Source organism: Dyadobacter chenhuakuii, assembly GCF_023821985.2.
In the GTDB taxonomy this organism is placed as follows: Bacteria; Bacteroidota; Bacteroidia; order Cytophagales; family Spirosomataceae; genus Dyadobacter; species Dyadobacter chenhuakuii.
In genome coordinates this window covers 4,659,903-4,681,307 of sequence record NZ_CP098805.1, presented here as the reverse complement: position 1 = coordinate 4,681,307, position 21,405 = coordinate 4,659,903, and the positions used below count along the sequence as shown (strand labels likewise).

At 45.2% G+C, this 21,405-nt stretch carries 17 protein-coding genes; 12 read left to right on the top strand and 5 right to left on the bottom strand.

What is annotated here, in order from left to right; translation table 11 throughout:
* Nucleotides 1–30: 30 nt before the first annotated feature.
* Both NFI80_RS19470 and NFI80_RS19465 read right to left on the bottom strand, forming a co-directional pair.
* Nucleotides 31–876, bottom strand: coding sequence for an N-acetylglucosamine kinase (locus NFI80_RS19470; protein WP_235165888.1), 846 nt, complete (start codon nucleotides 874–876; stop codon nucleotides 31–33).
* Nucleotides 877–930: 54 nt separating this feature from the next.
* Nucleotides 931–1,161, bottom strand: coding sequence for a cytochrome b5 domain-containing protein (locus NFI80_RS19465; protein WP_233799087.1), 231 nt, complete (start codon nucleotides 1,159–1,161; stop codon nucleotides 931–933).
* 212 nt (nucleotides 1,162–1,373) lie between these two features.
* Between NFI80_RS19465 and NFI80_RS19460 the strand changes: the two genes are divergently transcribed.
* The 3 genes from NFI80_RS19460 to NFI80_RS19450 all read left to right on the top strand — a co-directional run bounded on the left by NFI80_RS19460 (nucleotide 1,374) and on the right by NFI80_RS19450 (nucleotide 3,864).
* The gene (locus tag NFI80_RS19460) at nucleotides 1,374–1,754 is read left to right on the top strand and encodes a lipocalin family protein (protein WP_254414156.1); all 381 of its coding nucleotides are present in this window, start codon (nucleotides 1,374–1,376) and stop codon (nucleotides 1,752–1,754) included.
* A gap of 102 nt (nucleotides 1,755–1,856) precedes the next feature.
* Nucleotides 1,857–2,876 (top strand): thiamine-phosphate kinase, encoded by a 1,020-nt coding sequence (thiL, locus tag NFI80_RS19455; RefSeq protein WP_235165886.1) that lies wholly within the window; start codon nucleotides 1,857–1,859, stop codon nucleotides 2,874–2,876.
* A 127-nt stretch (nucleotides 2,877–3,003) separates the two neighbouring features.
* Nucleotides 3,004–3,864, top strand: a complete 861-nt coding sequence (locus NFI80_RS19450; RefSeq protein WP_235165885.1) for a hypothetical protein — start codon at nucleotides 3,004–3,006, stop codon at nucleotides 3,862–3,864.
* Between the two features lie 55 nt (nucleotides 3,865–3,919).
* Here NFI80_RS19450 and NFI80_RS19445 read toward each other — a convergent pair whose 3' ends face one another.
* A complete protein-coding gene (locus tag NFI80_RS19445) occupies nucleotides 3,920–4,750 on the bottom strand; it encodes an aminotransferase class IV (protein WP_235165884.1) in 831 nt (276 codons plus the stop codon).
* Between the two features lie 139 nt (nucleotides 4,751–4,889).
* On the opposite strand from NFI80_RS19445, the gene NFI80_RS19440 reads away from it, so the two are divergent.
* Together NFI80_RS19440 and NFI80_RS19435 are read left to right on the top strand one after the other, a co-directional pair.
* Nucleotides 4,890–5,861, top strand: coding sequence for a polyprenyl synthetase family protein (locus NFI80_RS19440; RefSeq protein ID WP_374759698.1), 972 nt, complete (start codon nucleotides 4,890–4,892; stop codon nucleotides 5,859–5,861).
* Nucleotides 5,862–5,888: 27 nt separating this feature from the next.
* Nucleotides 5,889–6,509, top strand: coding sequence for a rhomboid family intramembrane serine protease (locus NFI80_RS19435; protein ID WP_026632010.1), 621 nt, complete (start codon nucleotides 5,889–5,891; stop codon nucleotides 6,507–6,509).
* Here NFI80_RS19435 and NFI80_RS19430 read toward each other — a convergent pair.
* Entirely contained in the window at nucleotides 6,501–7,160 is a 660-nt protein-coding gene (locus NFI80_RS19430; protein WP_026632009.1) for a phosphatidylserine decarboxylase family protein, read from the bottom strand. The genes NFI80_RS19435 and NFI80_RS19430 overlap by 9 nt on opposite strands.
* A 134-nt stretch (nucleotides 7,161–7,294) precedes the next feature.
* Nucleotides 7,295–10,642 carry a preprotein translocase subunit SecA gene (secA, locus tag NFI80_RS19425; RefSeq protein WP_235165881.1) on the bottom strand — a complete coding sequence of 1,116 codons (3,348 nt, stop codon included), beginning with the start codon at nucleotides 10,640–10,642 and terminating at the stop codon, nucleotides 7,295–7,297.
* 295 nt (nucleotides 10,643–10,937) lie between these two features.
* Here secA and NFI80_RS19420 point away from each other — a divergent pair, with 295 nt between their 5' ends.
* The 7 genes from NFI80_RS19420 to bshC all read left to right on the top strand — a co-directional run bounded on the left by NFI80_RS19420 (nucleotide 10,938) and on the right by bshC (nucleotide 21,400).
* Nucleotides 10,938–11,171: a PspC domain-containing protein gene (locus NFI80_RS19420; RefSeq protein WP_235165879.1), complete on the top strand. Its 234-nt coding sequence runs from the start codon at nucleotides 10,938–10,940 to the stop codon at nucleotides 11,169–11,171.
* Nucleotides 11,172–11,332: 161 nt separating this feature from the next.
* Nucleotides 11,333–12,511 (top strand): acetyl-CoA C-acyltransferase, encoded by a 1,179-nt coding sequence (locus tag NFI80_RS19415; RefSeq protein WP_235165878.1) that lies wholly within the window; start codon nucleotides 11,333–11,335, stop codon nucleotides 12,509–12,511.
* Nucleotides 12,512–12,613: 102 nt separating this feature from the next.
* Entirely contained in the window at nucleotides 12,614–13,630 is a 1,017-nt protein-coding gene (locus tag NFI80_RS19410) for a glycosyltransferase family 2 protein (RefSeq protein ID WP_235165876.1), read from the top strand.
* Entirely contained in the window at nucleotides 13,617–14,732 is a 1,116-nt protein-coding gene (locus NFI80_RS19405) for a glycosyltransferase (protein WP_235165875.1), read from the top strand. Before NFI80_RS19410 ends, NFI80_RS19405 begins: the two co-directional genes overlap by 14 nt.
* 1 nt (nucleotide 14,733) lies before the next feature.
* A complete protein-coding gene (locus tag NFI80_RS19400) occupies nucleotides 14,734–17,625 on the top strand; it encodes a putative Ig domain-containing protein (protein ID WP_235165874.1) in 2,892 nt (963 codons plus the stop codon).
* 144 nt (nucleotides 17,626–17,769) lie between these two features.
* Nucleotides 17,770–19,584, top strand: coding sequence for an acyl-CoA dehydrogenase FadE (locus NFI80_RS19395; protein ID WP_235165872.1), 1,815 nt, complete (start codon nucleotides 17,770–17,772; stop codon nucleotides 19,582–19,584).
* A 262-nt stretch (nucleotides 19,585–19,846) separates the two neighbouring features.
* Complete coding sequence (gene bshC, locus NFI80_RS19390) at nucleotides 19,847–21,400, top strand: bacillithiol biosynthesis cysteine-adding enzyme BshC (RefSeq protein WP_235165869.1); 1,554 nt, start codon at nucleotides 19,847–19,849, stop codon at nucleotides 21,398–21,400.
* The last annotated feature ends 5 nt before the right edge of the window (nucleotides 21,401–21,405 follow it).

Below are 21,405 nucleotides of genomic sequence, written 5' to 3'. Positions count from 1 at the left end.
AACGTTCGATGCTTTTTTTATTGTAGCAGATCAGGAATAATACTGCAAAAGTCCTTCCAGCGGCGAGCGCAGAATGCGTCCGGGTTTTAGTCCTTTTTTTTCCAAAACATTTTTTAAAATATCCTGATAATAAAAGGCAATAGAACCGGTGAAATGGACCGGGACCATTGTTGCTTCGCTATGCTTGCAAATGTATTTTTCAGCAAAAAGCGTGAAAGCGTTTTCGATCATATTCTGCAAGAATAAATGCTCCCTATGCGCTGCAATGAATGTTGAAAACGATGCAAAATAGCGGTTAGGATAGGGTTTTTTGTAAGCATTATCCAAAACCGAAAGTCGGTTCAGGTCCGGAAATTGAGTTGTAAAATGCGCATGCAAATCGGTAGGCAGCTCATTTTGCAGGAAATGAACAACCAATGTTTTTCCCAGATAGGAACCACTTCCCTCATCGCCGAGCCAGAAACCCAGCGAGCCAATGGAACGAACAATGTTGGTGCCATCATAATATGCATTGTTTGCACCCGTCCCTAAAATACACGCCAAACCCGGCTCATGCCCACACAAGCCACGCGCCGCGCCCAGCATATCGGACGCAACTTCAATGATGTCAGCAGAAGAAACACATTTGCTTAATGCATCAAAAACGGGCTTACTTGTCTTTTGATCGGCACAGCCAGCTCCGAAAAAGTATATTTTATCGATCGTCCCGATCAGATTAGGAACGACTTCCCTTTCAAGAACCGGAATAATTTCCTCCGCAGTCTGATAAAATGGATTGATGCCGGCGGACTGAAACGAATGTTCCCCTTCCGGACCTTTTATGACCCAGTCGGTTTTCGTAGATCCGCTATCCGCTATTAAATAGGTTTGCTGCATAAATGTGTCTGGCGTTCAGCTGTAATGATAATGTCGTCTGGATGGGCTGGCTTTTCAGGACTGTAATTTTCCGATGGCATTGAAGCGCTTAAAAACCTTTTCCGAATGTGGCGCGTCGCCCAGTTCCTTGGTAAGATCCTGGCCTGCCCAATGCTCATAATGATGCCCGTTTCGCCAGAGTCGCGATGCGGTTACATCATAGATTATGCCTTTGTATGCGCACCAGATTTCCTCCTTATCCTGCCCGTTTCTGAGCGCAAGCTGCGCTTTTGTATATTCTTTCATTACTGCCGTTTAGCCTGCAATTTAGTGATTACGGATTTTCGGTTAGAAATTAAAAATGATCTTGGATGAATATTTTGATAATAAGACTAAAATGTAAGAACTTGGCGTTCTGTTTAGGAAATTCAAGAAAACGAAATATGAAAAAAAGTTACTCTTTAATTTGGTGTACAATACTGGCACTGACCCTGATTGCAACCGGATGTAAGAAAAAAGTGAAACCCGTATCAGAGCGTATTGCCAAAGCCTGGACGGCTGAATCTGTGAAGCACGGGCCGACGGTTGTCTACACCAGAGGAGGCTCAACCAATGCGGTCCCGGCTTATTCGGCTTTCAGACTGACATTAAATGACGCATCAGGCACGAAAACGGTTTCCTATACGGAGTTCGACGGCAGCACATTCAGCGGAACCTGGGAATTGGACGGCGATTCTAAGCTGATCCTTAGAGAGTTAACGCCTCAGCCAACCGGAAGCGGCGGAACCGTTGAATTCACAATTACATCCCTGGACGACGCCAGATTGATTCTGACCAGATTGAAATCCAGCCCTAAAACCGGCGGAACGATCAACGAATACACATTAAGCAATCCATAATCCTCTCCATTAGCATATTACAATGCTTTTGAGATAGTCTATAATATCACGAAGCCATTTCCCACAGGAAGTGGCTTCGCTTTTTTTAGCTAATTTTGCACCATGGAAACAAGAACGGAAATAAGCAGCCTGGGGGAATTCGGGCTTATAAAAAGAATAAACAGCGGAATAAAAACAACATTACCGGATACGATAAGGGGAATTGGCGACGATGCAGCGGTGATTGATACGGGTGAGGAATTTGGCTTGCTATCAACGGATATGCTGCTGGAAGGCGTGCATTTCGACCTTACCTTTTTCCCTTTGAAACATTTGGGTTACAAAGCCATCTCGGTGAATGTGTCGGACATTGCGGCGATGAACGGCATTCCGAGGCAAGTCACTGTGAATCTGGCATTAAGCAACCGGTTTTCATTGGAAGCGATTGATGAATTATATGCCGGCATGAAAGCGGCTTGTGTGGATTTTAATGTAGACCTGGTTGGCGGCGACACTTCGTCTTCAAGATCGGGGCTTTTGATTTCCGTAAGTGTTTTTGGGAAGGTTAAAAAGGATAAAATTACTTACAGAAACACGGCAAAAGCCAATGATCTGCTGTGTGTTACGGGCGATCTGGGCGGCGCTTACCTGGGTTTGCAATTGCTGGAAAGGGAAAAACAGGTTTTCCTTGCCAATCCTGATATGCAGCCGGAACTGGAAGGAAAAGATTATGTAATCCAGCGCCAGCTTCGGCCGGAAGCACGTATGGACGTCATATACGAGCTTGCAGAAGCAGGTGTGCTGCCCACTTCCATGATCGATGTGTCGGATGGATTGGCTTCTGATTTGCTGCATTTGTGTGCCCAATCGGGCGTAGGTGCGGTGGTTTTTGAAGAAAGAATTCCAATTGACGAGCAAACTTACCTGGCTGCCTCAGAACTGAACATTGGCCCGATCACGGCGGCCATGAACGGTGGTGAGGACTATGAACTGCTTTTTACGGTTTCACAGGCATCTTATGATTTGATTAAAAACAATCCTAAAATCAGCTTTATAGGCTACATGACGGGAGATAAGGAAGAAATAGTGCTCCATACCAAAGGAGACGGCCGGGTGCCGATCACGGCGCAGGGTTGGAGCTGAAAAACGATTCGCATTCACTTAGAAAAGCATAGCCATTGGTTATGCTTTTTTTGTTGCGCAACCTTCGGATGGCTTTGCTCGTATTCACGACAATCCAATTCATCTCTAACAATAAAAAATTGAACCCATGAAATTATTTCAATTCACCCGCATGCTTTTTCTCCTGGGCCTGATCATGTCCATTGCCATATCCTGCTCGGATGACGACCCGGAAACAGATCCTACGCCTGTCGCCAATGACATTCAGCTCAAAGACAATGCCACATTAGGAAGGATTTTGACCGATAAGGACGGCAAAACGCTCTATTTCTTTTCCAAAGACGCTAACGGAAATTCCAATTGCTCAGGCAACTGCGAGTCGAACTGGCCTGTTTTCGCTGTAAGCGATCTCTCTAAGCTTAAAATTGATGGCGACCTTACGGCCGGTGATTTTGCCAACATTACCCGTGCTGACGGCAAACCTCAAACCACTTATAAAGGATGGCCGCTGTATTATTTCGCAAATGATGCAGCTGCCGGTGAAACGAAAGGTGAGAATGTAGGTGGAATCTGGTTTGTCGCCAAGACGGATTACACGATTATGCTGGCCAATGCGCAGCTTGTGGGGAACGATGGAAAATCCTACAAACCTGATTTGACGGAAGGAACTGGAGAAACGCAGTTTTTTGTAGACGGCATGGGCAGAACATTGTATGCATTCGCCCGCGATTCGTCTGGCATTAACAACTGGACAACCAATGATCCGCAGAAAGATGGAACATGGCCGATTTACGAAGTGAGCGAAGTAAAAGGACTTCCTTCCAATCTCGACAAAACAACGTTCGCGACCATTGATGTTTTTGGCAAAAAACAACTTACCTATAAAGGCTGGCCGCTATACTATTTTGGGCCGGATGAGATGAAAAGAGGCATGACCAAGGGCGTAAGCGTTCCAAGACCTGGCGTATGGCCGATCGTAAACAAGGATTCACCAAATGCACCTAAATAAATTTTAGCTTATTACGAGAATCGGAAAGTGGCAGCCAACCGGCTCGCCACTTTTTTTATTTGCCCCAACTGGCGACCAGCTTTTCAAACAACTGCTGCAAGAAAAGCGTCCGTTTTCCGGCCTCACCATTGCCCACCGGCAAGTCGCCGATCTGCACCACGGGCATCACCCACTTGGTAGTGCTGGTCGTAAACACCTCGTCAGCCATAATGACCTCTTTATACATTACCGGCCGCACCTCCACTTTAAAATGAGGCTTGGCAAGCTCCATAACCACTTTTCGGGTAATGCCTTTGAGAATGTTGCGGTCCGAAGTAATAAGCTTATCTCCCTGAAAAATGAAGATGTTGCTTCGCGTCAGCTCGCTAATCTCCCCTTCTTTGTGGAAAAGCAAATCGGCTGCTTGCTGGCGTCGCAGTTCGTCGGCCATCAGCACCATATGCACGTAATTCGTCGTTTTCACTTCCGGCAGATCACGTACATAGTCATAAGGCAAGACTTTAATCCCTTTCAAACGGCCTGCTGGATTGTCCTGGGGCAAAGCCTCAGTCCGGATCAGAAAATTAGGCTCAACAACATTAACGCTGTCCGGTGCATAGCCGCCGGTTAATACAAAACGGAAAGCAACTTCTTGTTCACCTGACATAGCATGCAGATCGGCCAGCACTTTTGCGGTTTCCTGCTGCGTTACGGGCAATGTCAGTTTCAGCAAACGCGCCGAATTTTCAAACCGCTGCCAGTAATCATCCCAGCGGAACGGCACGCCATTATAAGTCCTGAAATAGTCAAAAAGGCCAAAACCGCGGAGTAAGCCAAGGTCATGGGTCTTGAAAACCGGGCTGTCAATAGGAAGGATTTCTCCGTTGAAATATTGGTGAAAAGGCATGCGGGGTGAATTAATATATGATGGGCGGAATCTCAAAGTTATTAATTTTCCCTACTTTGCATACATATCTGATCAAATCACGACGTTACTATTTTACCCGTCAGGTTTATCTGAACGGACTTTTTTTACCCTGCGAATGATTAAACCCGAACAATTACTGCAGACGCTGCAAATTGAGTTTGAAAAACAATCCTACGGCGCTCATCCCGCTGAGCTTTATGAGCCGATCCGCTACATTATGTCGCTCGGCGGCAAGCGTTTCCGCCCTTTGCTGACATTACTTGCCGCTTCAATATATTCTGATCAATGGGATAATGCTGTGAAACCGGCTATGGCCGTGGAGGTTTTTCACAATTTCACATTGATGCACGATGACATTATGGACCAGGCGCCGCTACGAAGGGGAAAGCCGACGGTTCACGAAAAATGGAATGCGAACACGGCGATTTTGTCCGGGGATGTGATGTTAATAAAGGCCTATGATCTGCTGCTGGACATTCCTGCCGAAAAGCTGCGCCGTGTTTTGGAAAGATTCAATAAAACGGCTGCCGAAGTTTGTGAAGGGCAACAGCTGGATATGAATTTTGAAACCCGCTGGGACGTTACCGAAGAAGAATATCTGGGCATGATCCGCCTGAAAACTTCGGTTTTGCTCGGTTTTGCATTGGAACTTGGCGGGATTATCGGCGGTGCTGATGAAGAATCCATTCAGTTGCTTTATTCAGCAGGGGAAAATATGGGGATTGGTTTTCAATTAAAAGACGATCTCCTGGATGTTTATGGCGATCCCGATAAATTTGGAAAGCAGGTAGGCGGTGATATTATTTCAAACAAAAAGACATTCCTGCTGATTGAAGCATTGTCCAAAGCGGATCAGGAATCAAAAGCCGAACTGGATAAATGGATCGGTCTGGCCGATTTCGATAAGCAGGAAAAAGTGGCGGGCGTTACAGCCATTTACGAAAAGCTGGGCATCCGTGCATTCACGGAACAAAAAATCCAGGAGTATTTTTCCAAAGGGCTTTCCAGCCTGCACGCACTTAAAATTGATGAAGCAAGAAAGCAACCATTGCTGCAATTTGCCGAGCAACTGGTTGAGCGCGAAAAGTAACAGTTATTCAAACATTCAACACCGAACATGTCCATAACCCTCATACTCGTCATTATTACATCCGGAATCAGCTATTATGCATTAAACAATTACAGTTTAATGGACAAACTGATCCTTAATCCTTATAAAGTCACGCAGCGCAACGAATATTACCGTTTCGTAACATCCGGTTTTGTTCATGCGGATTTTGGGCATTTGATCTTTAATATGCTCAGTTTGTGGTTTGTAGGAGAAGGAATTGAAAGGCTTTTTGCTATGCTCTTTGGGCCGAGCGGCACCATTTATTTCCTGTTCCTTTACATTGTCGGCATCATTGTTTCAGACATTCCGACATTCCTGAAACACCGGAATAATTCCAAATACAATTCGCTGGGTGCGTCCGGCGGTGTTTCAGCCGTGCTTTTTGCCGCAATCCTTTATTCGCCTTTGATGCAGGTTTGTTTGTATTTCTTTATCTGTATGCCCGGATTTATCTTTGGATTGCTCTTTTTGGGATATTCATTTTACGAATCCAAGCGCGGAACGAGTTATGTGAACCACAGCGCGCACATGGTCGGCGCGATCTTCGGATTTGTGTTTATGGCCGTAGTTTATCCCAGCGCGGTTCCCGGATTTTTACAGCAGATTTTGAGCTGGCGTTTATTTTAATTCCGCCAGCACGGTTACGCTTCCCACAGTTTTATCTTGCAGATTAACCTTTACTTCCGCATCCAGCGGCAGGTAAATGTCCACGCGTGAGCCAAATTTGATAAAGCCCATTTCCGTGCTCTGCTCCACCTGGTCGCCTTCCTTCACATACCAGCGTATACGACGCGCTGCCGCACCTGCAATCTGGCGGAAAAGGATTTCGATGCCTTCAATGGTCTTGATAACAACGGTTGTGCGCTCGTTATCTGTGCTGGATTTTGGGTGCCACGCAACAAGATATAATCCGGGATGATATTTAAAATACTGGATGACCCCGCTGATCGGGTTCCAGTTGATATGCACATTAAGTGGAGACATGAAAATGCTGATTTGTCTCCTTGGACCTTTAAAATACTCACTCTCAACCACTTCTTCAATTACCACAACTTTTCCATCGCAGGGCGCGACGATTTGTCTGTCACTTTTATACACCACACGCTTTGGAACGCGGAAAAACTGAACTACGAGAAAGAATACGATCACACTGCCAATCAACACCAATCTTGGAATCCAATAACCGTCAGGCAGCAGATAATATATGCCTAAGTTTATCAGTATCAATATAATGGCTGTAATGGCCATGATGGTGTAACCTTCTTTGTGCAGTCTCATGCAGGGTTATGTTTCGTTAATGACTTGCTGTAAAATACAAATATCGTATAAATACTGATTTCCTTTCCATCAAAAGCCCTGCCAATCCATTCAGAAGGGCAGGGCTTTACAATTTATTAATGCTTTATGAATGATTATTCGATCACAACGCAATCTCCGTTCTTCACTTCCTGCTCCACTTTTTTGAATTTCACATCACGCAAAATCCGGCCATCGCGATACTGGACAGATACTTTCTGGTTCCGGTCAGCGATTTTAATGGTGCGAACAGGCTGTGCCTTTGTGGTTGACTCCATATTACGGGCGTACTCGTTCGGGCCGCCGTCCATGTCCAGGTCAAAATCCTCCTCACGGTTGGTATGCAACTCAGGCGCTGGCGCAGGGCGACGCACGGTTTGCTGCACCGCAGTAGCCGGAACCGCCTCTTCCTGAGGAATATCCGCCTTCATCAGGAAGGAGATCATATCAAAGTTAACCTTGCTCAGGAAGCGTTTGAAAAGCTCAACCGACTCAAATTTGTAAATCAACAAAGGATCCTTTTGCTCAAACACCGCATTCTGAACGGATTGTTTCAAATCATCCATCTCACGCAAATGCTCTTTCCACTCCTGGTCGATCAGTGATAGCACAATGGCTTTCTCCATTTCAGTCGTGATTTCCCTTCCCTCGTTTTCGATAGCCTTTTTCAAGCCCACTACAACGCCCGTCTGACGGATTCCGTCGCTGAACGGGATCATAATTTCAGAGATCGTCGCACCGCGTTCTGCGTAAATAGAGCTCAAAACTGGTAATGCTTTCGTTGCTATCGAGGCATTCTTTTCTTGATATTGCTTCTCAGCTGCTTCATAAAGCTTTTGTGAACGGTCCGCAGGCCTCATTGAACCATATTCCGACTCGCCGTAAGGAAGTTCCATTCCTAATGTTGTGATCACAGCCAGTTCAAGTTCTGCATAAGAAGTTGCAGAGCCCACCAACTCGTCACATACATCATATAATGTATTCGCAATGTCAACGGCCAGACGTTCTCCAAACAATGCATTGCGGCGACGTGTATAAATGGCGTCACGCTGATAGTTCATCACGTCATCATATTCCAAAAGACGCTTCCGCATACCAAAGTTGTTTTCCTCAACCTTTTTCTGCGCGCGTTCGATGGATTTGGTAATCATTCCGCTCTGGATCACTTCGCCTTCTTCCAACCCCATCCGGTCCATCACCTTCGCCATCCGGTCGGAACCGAAGAGACGCATGAGGTTATCTTCCAGCGAGACAAAGAATTGAGAAGAACCCGGGTCACCCTGGCGACCGGAACGACCACGCAACTGCCTGTCTACACGACGGCTTTCGTGACGTTCTGTACCAATGATCGCAAGTCCGCCCGCTTTTTTCGATTCCGGTGTAAGCTTAATGTCCGTTCCACGACCAGCCATGTTGGTTGCAATCGTTACAGTTCCCGGCTTACCGGCTTCTGTCACCACTTCCGCTTCACGCTGATGTTGCTTGGCATTCAAAACCTGGTGCTGGATTTTTCTTAATGTAAGCATCCGGCTGATGATCTCAGAGTTTTCAACCGAAGTTGTACCTACTAAGACTGGCCGCCCGGCTTCCACAAGCTCTACAATTTCATCCGTTACCGCATTGTATTTTTCACGAACCGAACGATACACTTTATCTTCATGGTCTTTCCGAACCGCATTAACATTGGTAGGAATCGAAACCACATCCAGTTTGTAGATTTCCCAGAATTCACCTGCTTCCGTTTCCGCCGTTCCGGTCATACCGGCCAGCTTGTGATACATCCGGAAGTAATTTTGAAGGGTAACTGTCGCGTAAGTCTGAGTCGCATCTTCAACGCGCACATTCTCTTTTGCTTCAATCGCCTGGTGCAAACCGTCGGAATAACGACGGCCATCCATGATACGGCCAGTCTGCTCATCGACGATCTTAACCTTTCCGTCCATGATCACGTATTCCACGTCTTTTTCGAAAAGCGTAAATGCTTTCAAAAGCTGGTTAACTGTGTGGATACGTGCTGTTTTTACAGAATAATCGCGGATTAATGCTTCTTTCCTGATAATGCGTTCCTGCTCATTCAATGATGCGTCTTTTTCAATTGCATCCAGATCAACCGCAATGTCGGGCAGAATAAAGAAGTTGGTCTCTTCCGACTCACCTGTCAGGAAGTCAATTCCTTTTTCTGTTAGTTCAATGCTGTTATGACGCTCGTCAATTGTGAAATAAAGCGGTTCATCCGCTTGTGGCATCAGCTTTTGGTTTTCAGCAAGATAAATCGATTCCGATTCCTGCATGAGCGCCTTAATGCCTGATTCACTCAGATATTTAATCAACGGCTTGTATTTCGGCATTCCGCGATGTGCACGGAACAAGGATAATGCTCCTTCTTTTTTATCGCCGGCTGCAATTTTCTTTCTGGCGTCGGTAAGGAAATCCATCGCCAGCTTTTTCTGTGCTTCAACGATCCGCGAAACGCGTGGTTTCAATTCCAGATATTCCTGTTCATCACCTCTTGGCACTGGGCCGCTGATGATCAATGGCGTACGCGCATCATCGATCAAAACGGAGTCAACCTCATCGACCATCGCGAAATGGTGCTTGCGCTGAACGAGTTCTTCGGGCGTACGTGACATGTTGTCACGCAGATAGTCAAAACCGAACTCGTTATTCGTTCCGTAAGTCAATGAGGCTTTATATGCATTTCTGCGGGCAATGGTGTTGGGCTGGTGGCGGTCAATGCAATCGACGCTCATGCCGTGAAATTCAAAAAGAGGTGCATTCCATTCCGCATCACGTTTTGCCAGGTAATCGTTAACGGTTACAATGTGAACGCCGTTTCCTGCCAATGCATTAAGGAATGCGGGAAGCGTTGCAACAAGCGTTTTCCCTTCCCCTGTCGCCATTTCAGAGATTTTCCCCTGGTGCAAAACCACACCACCGATCAGCTGCACATCATAATGCAGCATGTTCCATTTAATAGGCTGTCCAATTACATCCCAGGTTGTATTCCAGTAAGCTTTGTCACCTTCAATGGTAACGTGTGACTTTTTGGTTGCCACTTCCCTGTCGAAGAAAGAAGCCGTCACTTCCAGCTTTTCATTTTCCTTGAAGCGGCGCGCCGTTTCTTTTACAATGGCAAAGGCCTTTGGCAAAATATCCAGAAGGATCTTTTCAAGTTCTTTATTCCGATCCAGATCAAGCGCATCAATTTTCTTGAAAATCGCTTCTTTGCTATCGACATTAGGCTCATCAGCAGCTTGTTGTCTTAAAGCAGCAATCTGATCATCAATGGATTTCAGGTTGTCGGCAATATGTTGTTTCAGACCTTCGGATTTTGCCCGCAGGTCATCATTGGTTAAAGAAGCCAGGAGTGCGTATTCGGCATTGACTTTATCAACGTAGGGAGTCAATTCTTTTAAATCCCGTTCTGATTTTGTGCCGAACAGCTTTGAAAATATTTTAAACATGATTTTAGTATATGTTTTTAACCGATCATTTACAGAAAAATAATTGAGCCTGCCCGTTAATCGTGCCAGATTGTCAGCAAAGCTATCATTTTCAAACTCAAAGGTAATTCATTGCAAATAGTATTGTATATGAATCAGAAGAATCCTAATGTAACTCTAATGTTTTTTTACCGTTTGCTCAAACCAATAAGGCACCCATACTCAGGCAAGAGAACCGTTTGTACCAATTATTTTCAACTACTATGTAATACACAGTACCTTTGAATCATCAAAGAAAAAATAAACAACCACAGCCATGAACAACAACAGATTATTTCGCAATACAAGCAGCAAAATCATAGGTGGTGTAGCATCCGGAATCGCGGACTATTTGGATATAGATGTAACGATCGTCCGTGTACTTTTCGTTTTGGGCGTTTTCATTCCGGTAACATTTCCTATCATCCTGTTTTACATTATCCTTTGGATCGTGATGCCGGACGGCGCTAAAAGGCCCAAAACGCACGAAGAACATCGGATTTATTTTTAAAATATCAAAGGTTCCATCAGTAAGACTTGGTAATTGCAAACCACCGGAAAACAAATTCCGGTGGTTTGTTGTTTTATGATTAATTGCTATTTTTACCAATGGTATGCAGGCATACTATTCTCCAATGCCTGTGTTACGCTCCAAACTAAAATCAGACATATATGAATGCATACATAGTTGCCGGTTACCGTAGCGCCGTCGGAAAAGCTTCCCGGGGAGGCTTCCGTTTTACCCGTCCCGACGACCTGGGAGCAACTGTCATTAAATATCTGCTTGGAAAAATCCCTAACCTCGATCCTGCCCGCGTAGACGATGTGATTGTTGGCAATGCGGTGCCAGAAGCGGAGCAGGGCATGCAAATGGGTCGTTATGTGGCTTTGCTCGCATTACCAAAAAACGTTTCTGGCATTACGATCAACCGTTATTGCGGCAGCGGCGTGGAAGCCATTGCCATGGCGTCAGCGAAAATTCATGCCGGAATGGCCGATTGTATCATTGCGGGCGGAACAGAATCCATGTCACTCGTTCCTACAATGGGATGGAAAACAGCATTGAACTATGAAATTGCGCATACCAACCCGGATTATTATTTAAGCATGGGCCTGACCGCCGAGCAGGTTGCAAAAGATTACAACATTAGCCGCGAGAAGCAGGATGAATTCGCTTTCAGCTCACACCAGAAAGCATTGAGAGCGCAGAAAGAGGGCTGGTTTGCGGATGGAATTGTGCCTGTAACTGTTACAGAAACTTATTTTGACGCGGCTTCGGGCAAAAAGAAAACGAAAGAAATTGTTGTAAAACAGGATGAAGGGCCACGAGCGGATACAACATTAGAAGCACTCAATAAACTCAAACCCGTTTTTGCAGCAGGAGGAACCGTAACCGCAGGAAATTCATCCCAAACTTCCGACGGAGCAGCATTTGTAATGGTCATGTCAGAGAAAATGGTGGAGGAGCTGAATTTGAAGCCCATTGCTAAAATGCTTTCCTATGCAACTGCCGGCGTGGACCCGCGCGTAATGGGCATCGGACCGGTGGCTGCTATCCCTATTGCATTGAAACAGGCGGGATTGAAACTGAACGACATTGAACAAATAGAACTGAATGAGGCATTTGCAGCACAATCGCTGGCAGTGATCCAGGAACTGGACATTAATCCGGAAATTGTGAATCCCAATGGTGGTGCCATCGCTTTGGGACATGCGTTGGGATCGACAGGCGCGCGGCTTTCTGTGCAGTTATTTAATGAAATGGAACGCAGAAATCAAAAATACGGCATGGTAACAGCCTGTGTTGGCGGCGGGCAGGGCGTCGCGGGAATTTTTGAAAGGTTAAATTAAACCGTTCGGTAATTGCATAACTTATTTTACGGTCTCCGTTGAAGAATGAACCATCTTCGGCGGAGATTCTTTATTTTTGCCCCAAAACATACACACCTCTGCATGGATGTATCCATTATCATTATCAATTATCGGACGCCTCAGCTCATAATCAATTGTTTAGACTCTATTCATAAGTTTACTTCAGGCATTTCTTTTGAGATTATTGTTGTTGATAATGATCCGGAAAACGGTGGTGGCGAATTAGTAAGAAGGGCATATCCGGAGATTACATGGATTAACGCGCCTTCTAACGACGGTTTTGGGATTGCTAATAACAGGGGAATGGCCGTAGCAAGAGGAAAATATTTCCTGCTGCTGAATGCGGATACATTAATTACCGATAATGTCATTCACCGCTGCTACGAACGCCTGAATGTGCGAACCGACATTATCGCATGCGGCGCACTACAATATTACGCCGACGGCACGCCAATGCCTTTTTACCAAAGTTTTAACGACTTCCGCCGCACATTTTTCATCCTTCCGATCAGTAATACCGTAGATAGGGTTGTGAAAAAGCTTTATCCCGATCCCCAACATGCCGATCCTGACCAGTATGACTGGCTTGTGGGCGCTTTCATTTTTCTTCGCAGGGAAGGATTTGAGAAAACAGGCGGGTTCAGTGATGATTTCTTTATGTATGGCGAAGATGTGGAATGGTCGGGGCGGCTTGGGAAGCTGGGGAAGCTTTGCTATTTCAAAGACTGCAAGTTCATTCACCTGGAAAACAACAATCCTTTCCGGCGGACAAATATTTCCTGGATCAACCGTTTCAGCACGCAAATGCAGATTTCCAACTTCCTTTGGGTGAGAAAACAATACGGAATGTTCCAGTATTTGCTGCTCATTGCGCATTACATTTTCATGATCCCCGTTATTTACGGCTGGAAAATGGCTTTTAATCTAAAAAAAGACGGAAACCCATTCACAGAACTACGCACGCAGCATATATATGTGCGCAAGACACGGGTAATCCTGAAATATTTCTGGCGAACACTCCTATTGAAAAAAGGGCTCTATAAGATAAAGCCCGAAGAAAATATTGATCTGCTAACAGCTGTACATGAACAACGTTAAGAAAAAGATCCTCTTCTTTACTCCTTATGCAACGCGGACAGGGTCGGAAATGATGCTGCTTTATATCGTGAACAAAATTGACCGAAGCCGCTTTGATATCGGCATTGTCAGTTTTGCAAATGGTGAATTATTGAAAGAGTTCCCCTCGGACATTCCCGTTTTTATAGCGCCTAAAACTTTCAATATGGTGGAAAAGATCTCTTTTCACCTCGGGATTCATCCTACATTAAAATATCTCAGAAAACTGGCAAAGGATTTCAAGGCTGATTTTTGGTATGTAAATACAACGATGATGCCCGAAACGATTGTGGTTGCCAAGGAATTTTCCATTCCGGTGATCACACATTTTCATGAAATGCCGTTGACATACACCTATTTAAGTTCACCGGATTTCAAAAGCATTATCGATTATTCAAGCCTGCTTATCGGCTGCTCGCAAACAACCTGTGAGCCGATCAGAGATGCCGGCGGAAAAAATGTGGAGCTGCTTTATTCCTTTATCGATCACACGCTCGTAAAAAAAGACGAAAAGCGCACCGCCGAGTTGAAACGTGCATTAGGCATTCCGGCCGATGATTTTGTATGGATCCTGTCAGGAATGACCTCGGAAAGAAAAGGTTTTGATATGTTACCCGATCTTGCACAAGAACTTAACGATCCGCGCGTTCACCTGATATGGGTGGGAGCAAGCATTGATGACGGGCTCGTTTACTACACAGAACAACGTTGCAGGAATTCGAAATCGGCGACGAAAATTCACCTTGTCGGAAAGCAGAAAGAAGATTATTATAATTACCTTAACATGGGAAATGGGTTTTTACTCACGTCCCGGCAGGACCCGTTTCCTTTGGTGATGATTGAAGCTGCGCTGCTCGGTAAGCCTATTGTTTCATTCCCTTCTGGTGGTGTTTCGGAATTTGTAAAAGAGGGCATGGGCATTGTTACTCAGGATATTAGTATCAAACAAATGGTAAAAGGAATCCGCTCGGTAATGAGTGGGGAAACGGCAACCAGCAGTGAAAAAAGCATTGAAGTAGCCAGTCAGTTCAACGTGGACAATGGTTATAGAAACTGGATCGAATTAATAGATAAAAATTATTAGCATGCACCATTCTACGTACGGGTCTAAATTGCTCACGAAGCTATTCTTTGTGGTTTTGGCTTGGACTATCTCTTTTCAAACGCTCTATGCCCAGACCAGTCCCGGAACGACCGAGGCGGACAACCAGCGCTATCTGGCACTGATGCTACTTAATGTGTTGGATAAAGACGAAAAGGGCCCTGAGCTGGATCTGATCAGATCGGCACATGCGTACGGATTGAATGCGGTTTATCTTACCATTCCCTGGGATAAGATCTATTATACCTCACCGACAGACAAGCCGCTTTGGGACAAATTCGACCAGCAAATCAAAACAGCCACGGATTTGGGAATGAAAGTGGCGCTGCGCATTCACCTGGGCAGGCATAGCACGCGGATCAAGGGCTTTTGGGAACCTTCAGACAGCCATATGAGCTCCACGGGCAAGCCGGTGATCAGTGGATATCAGGATACTTCATTTGGATTTGATAATGATGCGATCTCGGCAAAAGCACAAGCATTTGTCAAGGAAACGGTTACGCGATATAAATATCTTCAGACCAACAAACAGCTGTTATTCGTTTCCATAACCACCACCGGAACGCAGGAAGGCGAATATCCGGGCAGTCTGATCGAAAATGGCAAGGAAAGCCCTGCGGTGTACGATTATTCCAGGTCCATGATAACCGGGTTCAGGGAGTTTTTGATATCACATTATAAAAAACTCCAGCGCCTCAATTATTTATGGGGGATCAATCACAAGAATTTCGAGGAGGTGTTACCGCCTGCAACGCCCTGGGAACCGTCGGAATCCTTCCGTCAGCGTGCTGGTAAGGACTGGTACATTTACCGTCACCTTGTCCTGAAGCGTTTTACAGAGCAAATGATTACGGCTGTTAAGTCGGTTGATCCGAACGTCAAATTTGTATCTGACTATGGCTCTGTTTTTGACAGAATTTCCAGTGTACGGGGAACGTTGGGTTTCAGGAGTTTAAATGAAAAATCTAATGGTATCAAAATCAATGATGACCTTGCCACGCACGATCACAGATGGTCCGTTGATATTATTAAAAGCACAGCTCCTGCCAACTTTATAATTGCTAATGAGCTGTTTATCAACACTGTATTTGATAACAATGCTCATTTAAGACAGATCAACGAGAATTTCGCTCACGGCGCAAATGTGGTTGCCGTTGTCGCATCCGTACAGAGCACCATGTCAAGGGCCGAGCCTTTCCTGCGGCAGGCTGCTCAGACCTGGCTTAGCCAGCCAATGAAACCCATTGTTTATACCGATTCCGTGAGTTACAGGCTTTCGGCAGCTGTGGAAAAAAGCGGGCCGATGAACGTTGTTTACGACGAATGGAGAAAACGTGCTTACGCCGATCCGAATAACCCAAAACCGGTTTATATTGGTCTGAATGAAGACATTCTTGCTCCTGAATATTGGGACGATGCATCTAATTACCCACCGTATGTGTTCAAGCCGGTGCCGATGCAGATCATTGCGGTTAACAAAGATTTCGCTTACAAGCTGCCTATTGATACTTTTTCTGATGTCGACGGAACGGTTGTGAGAATGGAGGTCGGCACTTTGCCATCCTGGCTGAAATTTGAAAACGGTCAGCTGAGAGGACGGCCAGCAACGCTTGGGGATTACCGCATTCAGGTAAAAGGAATTGATGATGAAGGCGGTGTCACGGAAGCATTTCTGACTGTTCGTGTGGACACGCGTGAAAATGCCAATAAGCCACCAACGGTAGATGCCAGTTTTTCAAATCAGACTATTGCTGTAAACGAGCCATTTTCACTGCCCATCAACGATGGCGCATTTGAGGATGCAGATGGTGAAGTGACCAAAATAGAAGCAAGCGAGCTTCCAGGCTGGCTTAAATTTTCAAATGGTGTCCTGACCGGAACGCCGCCTAGCTTGGGTGAATTTCGCATTAGTTTGAAAGCATATGACGATCTGAATGCGTTTGTGGAAACCTATTTCACGATTAAAGTCGTCGAAAAACAGTTCCTTAATGCGCCGCCTTATGCAGCTGGTTCATTACCGGTCAAGTATGGCCAGTTAAACATGCCGTTTAACTACATTTTACCCACAGAAATCTTTGGTGATCCCGACGGGTATATTTCTTCCATAACATTACAAAACCGCCCATCCTGGCTCAACTTCGCACTCAATACATTTTCCGGAACGCCAACAGTTGAGGGAGAATACAGGCTCATTATCAGGGCTTACGATAATGCAGGAGCATATGTGGAAGTGCCGTTTATACTGATCGTTGAAATCCCCAAGTTCCGTTTCGAACTGGTGCAAGGCGGAAGCAAAGTGGATCAGCGTGTCATCAGGAAACTCACGGGCGATGACGTCCTCGCGCACAGCGATTTGCCATCCTCCCTGAATATCTATGCACACGGAAATTTTGACTACGACAAAGTTGATTTCAGTTTAACAGGTCCGTATAACAGGAAATCACAAACGAAAAATTTTCCGTTTGCACTTTATGAAAATGCCAGCGGATTTGCACCTTATATCGGCCGGTACACCCTCACGGTCACTGCAACGAAAGAGGATTCGGCGATTGTCACAAACTCGATCCAGTTCAGCATTTCCTACGGCGATTCTATCAACATTACAAAAGACCTGGAAGACTGGCGTTTTTTCCCGAATCCGGTGGAAAGCGTTTTTAATGTGAAGCTCCCGGCCGGTTTGGACGCTAATGACATTTCCTACGAGCTGATTACAGTTTCAGGGAAAAAGATTGATTTTCCAAAGGAATTTGTCACTGTTTCCGATGACCTGGCCAACATTGATCTTTCCAGATTATACATTTCTTCGGGCATTTATGTCGTCCGTCTGCACAGCAACGGCACGGTCTTAAAACAGTTTAAAATCTTCAAAAAGTAAGGCTTTAAATCACCATTTTTCTCCTTTGGTTTTTGCGAAAGGTATGCTTGCATAATACTGCGAATGATTTATATTTGCAATACAAGAAGTAGTATGCAAGCATACCTTAATTCAAGCCTTAACCATCAATAAAAGTTAAAAAATATGGCCGTTGCAGAAGCGAATAAGACGTCTATTAAGGGAGGTGAATTTTTGATTAAAGAAACCTTATCGTCCCAAATTTTTATTCCTGAGGAGTTTACGGAAGAGCAGCGTATGATTGCAGACACTTGCAGGGAGTTTCTTGGCAAGGAAATATGGCCCATCCTGGACGAAATTGATCATGCAAAAAGTCCCGAGCTGATTTCAGGATTGATGGACAAAGCCGGTGAGCTGGGCTTGCTGGGAACGGCCGTTCCGGAGGAATATGGCGGTTTTGGCATGAACTTCAACACTTCCATGCTCGTTGCGGAGGCCACCGGCGCAGGGAATTCATTCTCCGTCGCACTTTCGGCGCACACGGGCATCGGCACATTGCCGATCCTTTACTACGGAAATGAAGCACAAAAAAGCAAATATCTTCCCAAGCTCGCGACGGGTGAATGGAAAGCAGCATATTGTTTAACAGAGCCGGATTCGGGCTCGGATGCCAACTCTGGTAAAACCAAAGCGATACTCACTTCCGACGGTCAACATTATGCCATTACCGGCCAGAAAATGTGGATTACCAATGGCGGTTTTGCAGATGTGTTTATTGTGTTTGCCAAAATTGAAGAAAACGGACAAACTGATAAGAACCTGAGCGCCTTCATCATTGAAAAGTCATCCGGCGGCATTACAATGAATGCACCGGAACATAAAATGGGGATTAAGGGCTCGGATACGCGGCAGATCTTCTTCAATGATTGCCTGGTTCCCGTCGAAAACATGCTTTCAGAACGCGGAAACGGCTTTAAGATCGCAGTTAACATTCTTAATATCGGGCGGATCAAATTGGCTGCGGCAGCATTAGGCGGTGCCAAAAGAGTAACGCAACAGGCCATTGCATATGCCAATGAAAGGAAACAATTTGGCACGGCTATCTCCCAATTTGGTGCGATAAAGCATAAGCTGGCGGAAATGGCTACGCAAATGTTTGCCTCCGAATCAGCTTCTTACCGCGTTGGGCAAAACATTGATGACCTGATTTCCACCTTTCAGGAAAAAGGGATGTCAGACGCGGAATCTAAACTGAAAGCACTGGAAGAATTAGCCATTGAATGTGCCATTATGAAAGTACATGGCTCAGAAGTGCTTGATTTTGTGGTGGATGAAGGCGTTCAAATCTACGGCGGCATGGGCTTTTCCGCAGATGCGCCTATGGACCGGGCTTACCGCGACAGCCGTATTAACCGGATTTTTGAGGGAACCAATGAGATCAACAGGCTCCTCGTCGTGGATATGCTCCTGAAACGCGCCATGAAAGGCCAGATCGATCTGATGGGGCCCGCGATGGCGGTTGGAAAAGAAATTATGTCCATTCCTGATTTCAGCATGAGCGAAGACGAAACGCTCTTTGCAACTGAGAAAAAAGTCATTCAAAATCTTAAAAAAGCAGCCTTAATGGTGGCGGGTGCGGCCGTTCAGAAATTCATGATGAAACTTTCCGAAGAGCAGGAAATTATCATGAACCTGGCCGACATGGTGATTGAAATTTATGCTGCTGAATCGGTGCTGTTACGGGTTGAAAAACGGATTGAGTTGCTTGGAGTTGATGCCAATAAGCTGCACCAGGATATGGCTATCATTTACTTGCACCGCGCTGTTGAGAAGGTAAACAATGCCGGAAGAGCTGCCATCACAAGCTTTGCAGAAAGCGATGAGCTGCGGGTGATGCTGATGGGATTGAAACGGTTTACGAAAATTGAACCGGTTAACCTCAAAGATGCGCGCCGCAGCGTTGCTGATGAACTGATTGCCAAGAATGATTATGTTTTTTGAAACAATATTTTGGGCGGAGAGCCGGGTTTAAAGCTCGATTACAATGCCTGCACAACTAAAAACCAAATGAATCATGGAAAGCCGGACCTTTGTAAGGTCTGGCTTTTTTGTTGTGATGAAAGGTTTTTTATTCTACCCCAAAATGCGCAAATTTGGGAAACCAATATCCTTTGTTTTCACGTTAGGTTAATGGTTGTTTGAATAAAATATCGCTAAATAATTTACGTTGGATTCTCTATTAGTTACTGAAAAACCACCTTTCATGACCCTGCATTCCCTGGATCTTCGTACAACGGGCCAATTTCCTGCATTACTCCTTGATTATCTCGATCAAAAACCTGCATTGGAATCGTTTTACAGTATTTATCCGACTTTGGAGAATGCAAAAGAGGCCATCATTAGCAAGCAGAATTTTGATATTGAAAAGCGTAAAACGCTGGTTGATGTTTTAGAAAAACAATACACAGGACTTCCTTATCTGCCCGATTTTTCGATCCTTTTAAAGGAAAATACATTCACTGTCACAACAGGTCACCAGCTCAATATTTTCACCGGCCCGCTTTACATTATTTATAAAATCGTAACGACGGTAAAGCTTGCGAGAGCACTAAAGGAGGCTTATCCCGAATACAATTTCGTGCCCATTTACTGGATGGCCACGGAAGATCATGATTTTGAAGAAATTGCGACTTTTCATCTGTTTGGACAAACGCATAAGTGGACCGGCGAGCACAAGGGAGCTGTGGGCCGCCTGAATCCGAAGGAGCTGGAAAGCATTTTAAAGCAATTGCCGGATAAGCCCATGTTGTTTGCAAAAGCTTATCTCGAAAACACCACACTGGCCGATGCAGTGCGATGTTATATGCACGAATTGTTTGGAAAACAGGGCCTGATCACGCTTGACGCAGATCACGCAGATTTAAAACGGCACTTCCTGCCCATTATTAAGGAAGAACTCACCGACTCAGTTTCCGAAAAACTGGTCACAGAAACCACCGGCAAACTCAATGCACTGGGTTATCACACGCCGCTTCACGCACGAGAAATCAATCTTTTTTACCTGGCCGACGGACTTCGCGAGCGCATTACGCGTGACGGCGACAATTTCCAGGTTTTGAATACAGACATTACATTCACCAAGTCGGAAATCCTCGATCTGGCTTCTAAAAATCCCGAATTTTTCAGTCCGAATGTGGTTCTGAGACCATTATACGAAGAGGTAATCTTACCAAATCTTGCGTATATCGGCGGGCCGTCAGAAGTGCCTTACTGGATGCAGTTAAAAGGAGTTTTTGAGCATTTCAATGTACCCTTTCCCATGTTAATGCCGCGTAACTTTGCATTGTATATCAATCATTTGCAAGGGAAAAAGGTCGAGAAATTGAAGATCAATTACAAGGATCTTTTTCTGGATGAAGTTGCGTTAAGGAAGACATTTGTTGAGCGGAATACACAGCATATTTTAAGTCTGGAAGATCAGAAAAATGCGTTTAATGAGATTTTTGAGGCGATTTTAAATAAAGCAACCGCAGTGGACCAAACCATGCACGGAGCTGTCAAAGCCGAGCAAACGCGGTTACTGAATTCGCTGAAACATCTGGAAAAGCGCATTATTAAAGCCGAAGAGCGCAACCACGAGTCTGAGATTACGCAATTGATCAGCCTAAAAAACAAGCTGTTCCCGAACGGAATCGCCCAGGAACGCTATGATAATCTGCTGAATTTCTACATCAATGATCCGCAATTTATCGAAAAGCTGTTCGATCTTTTCGATCCGCTGGATTTCAGATACAATGTGTTAGTTGAAGATAAATGACTGGC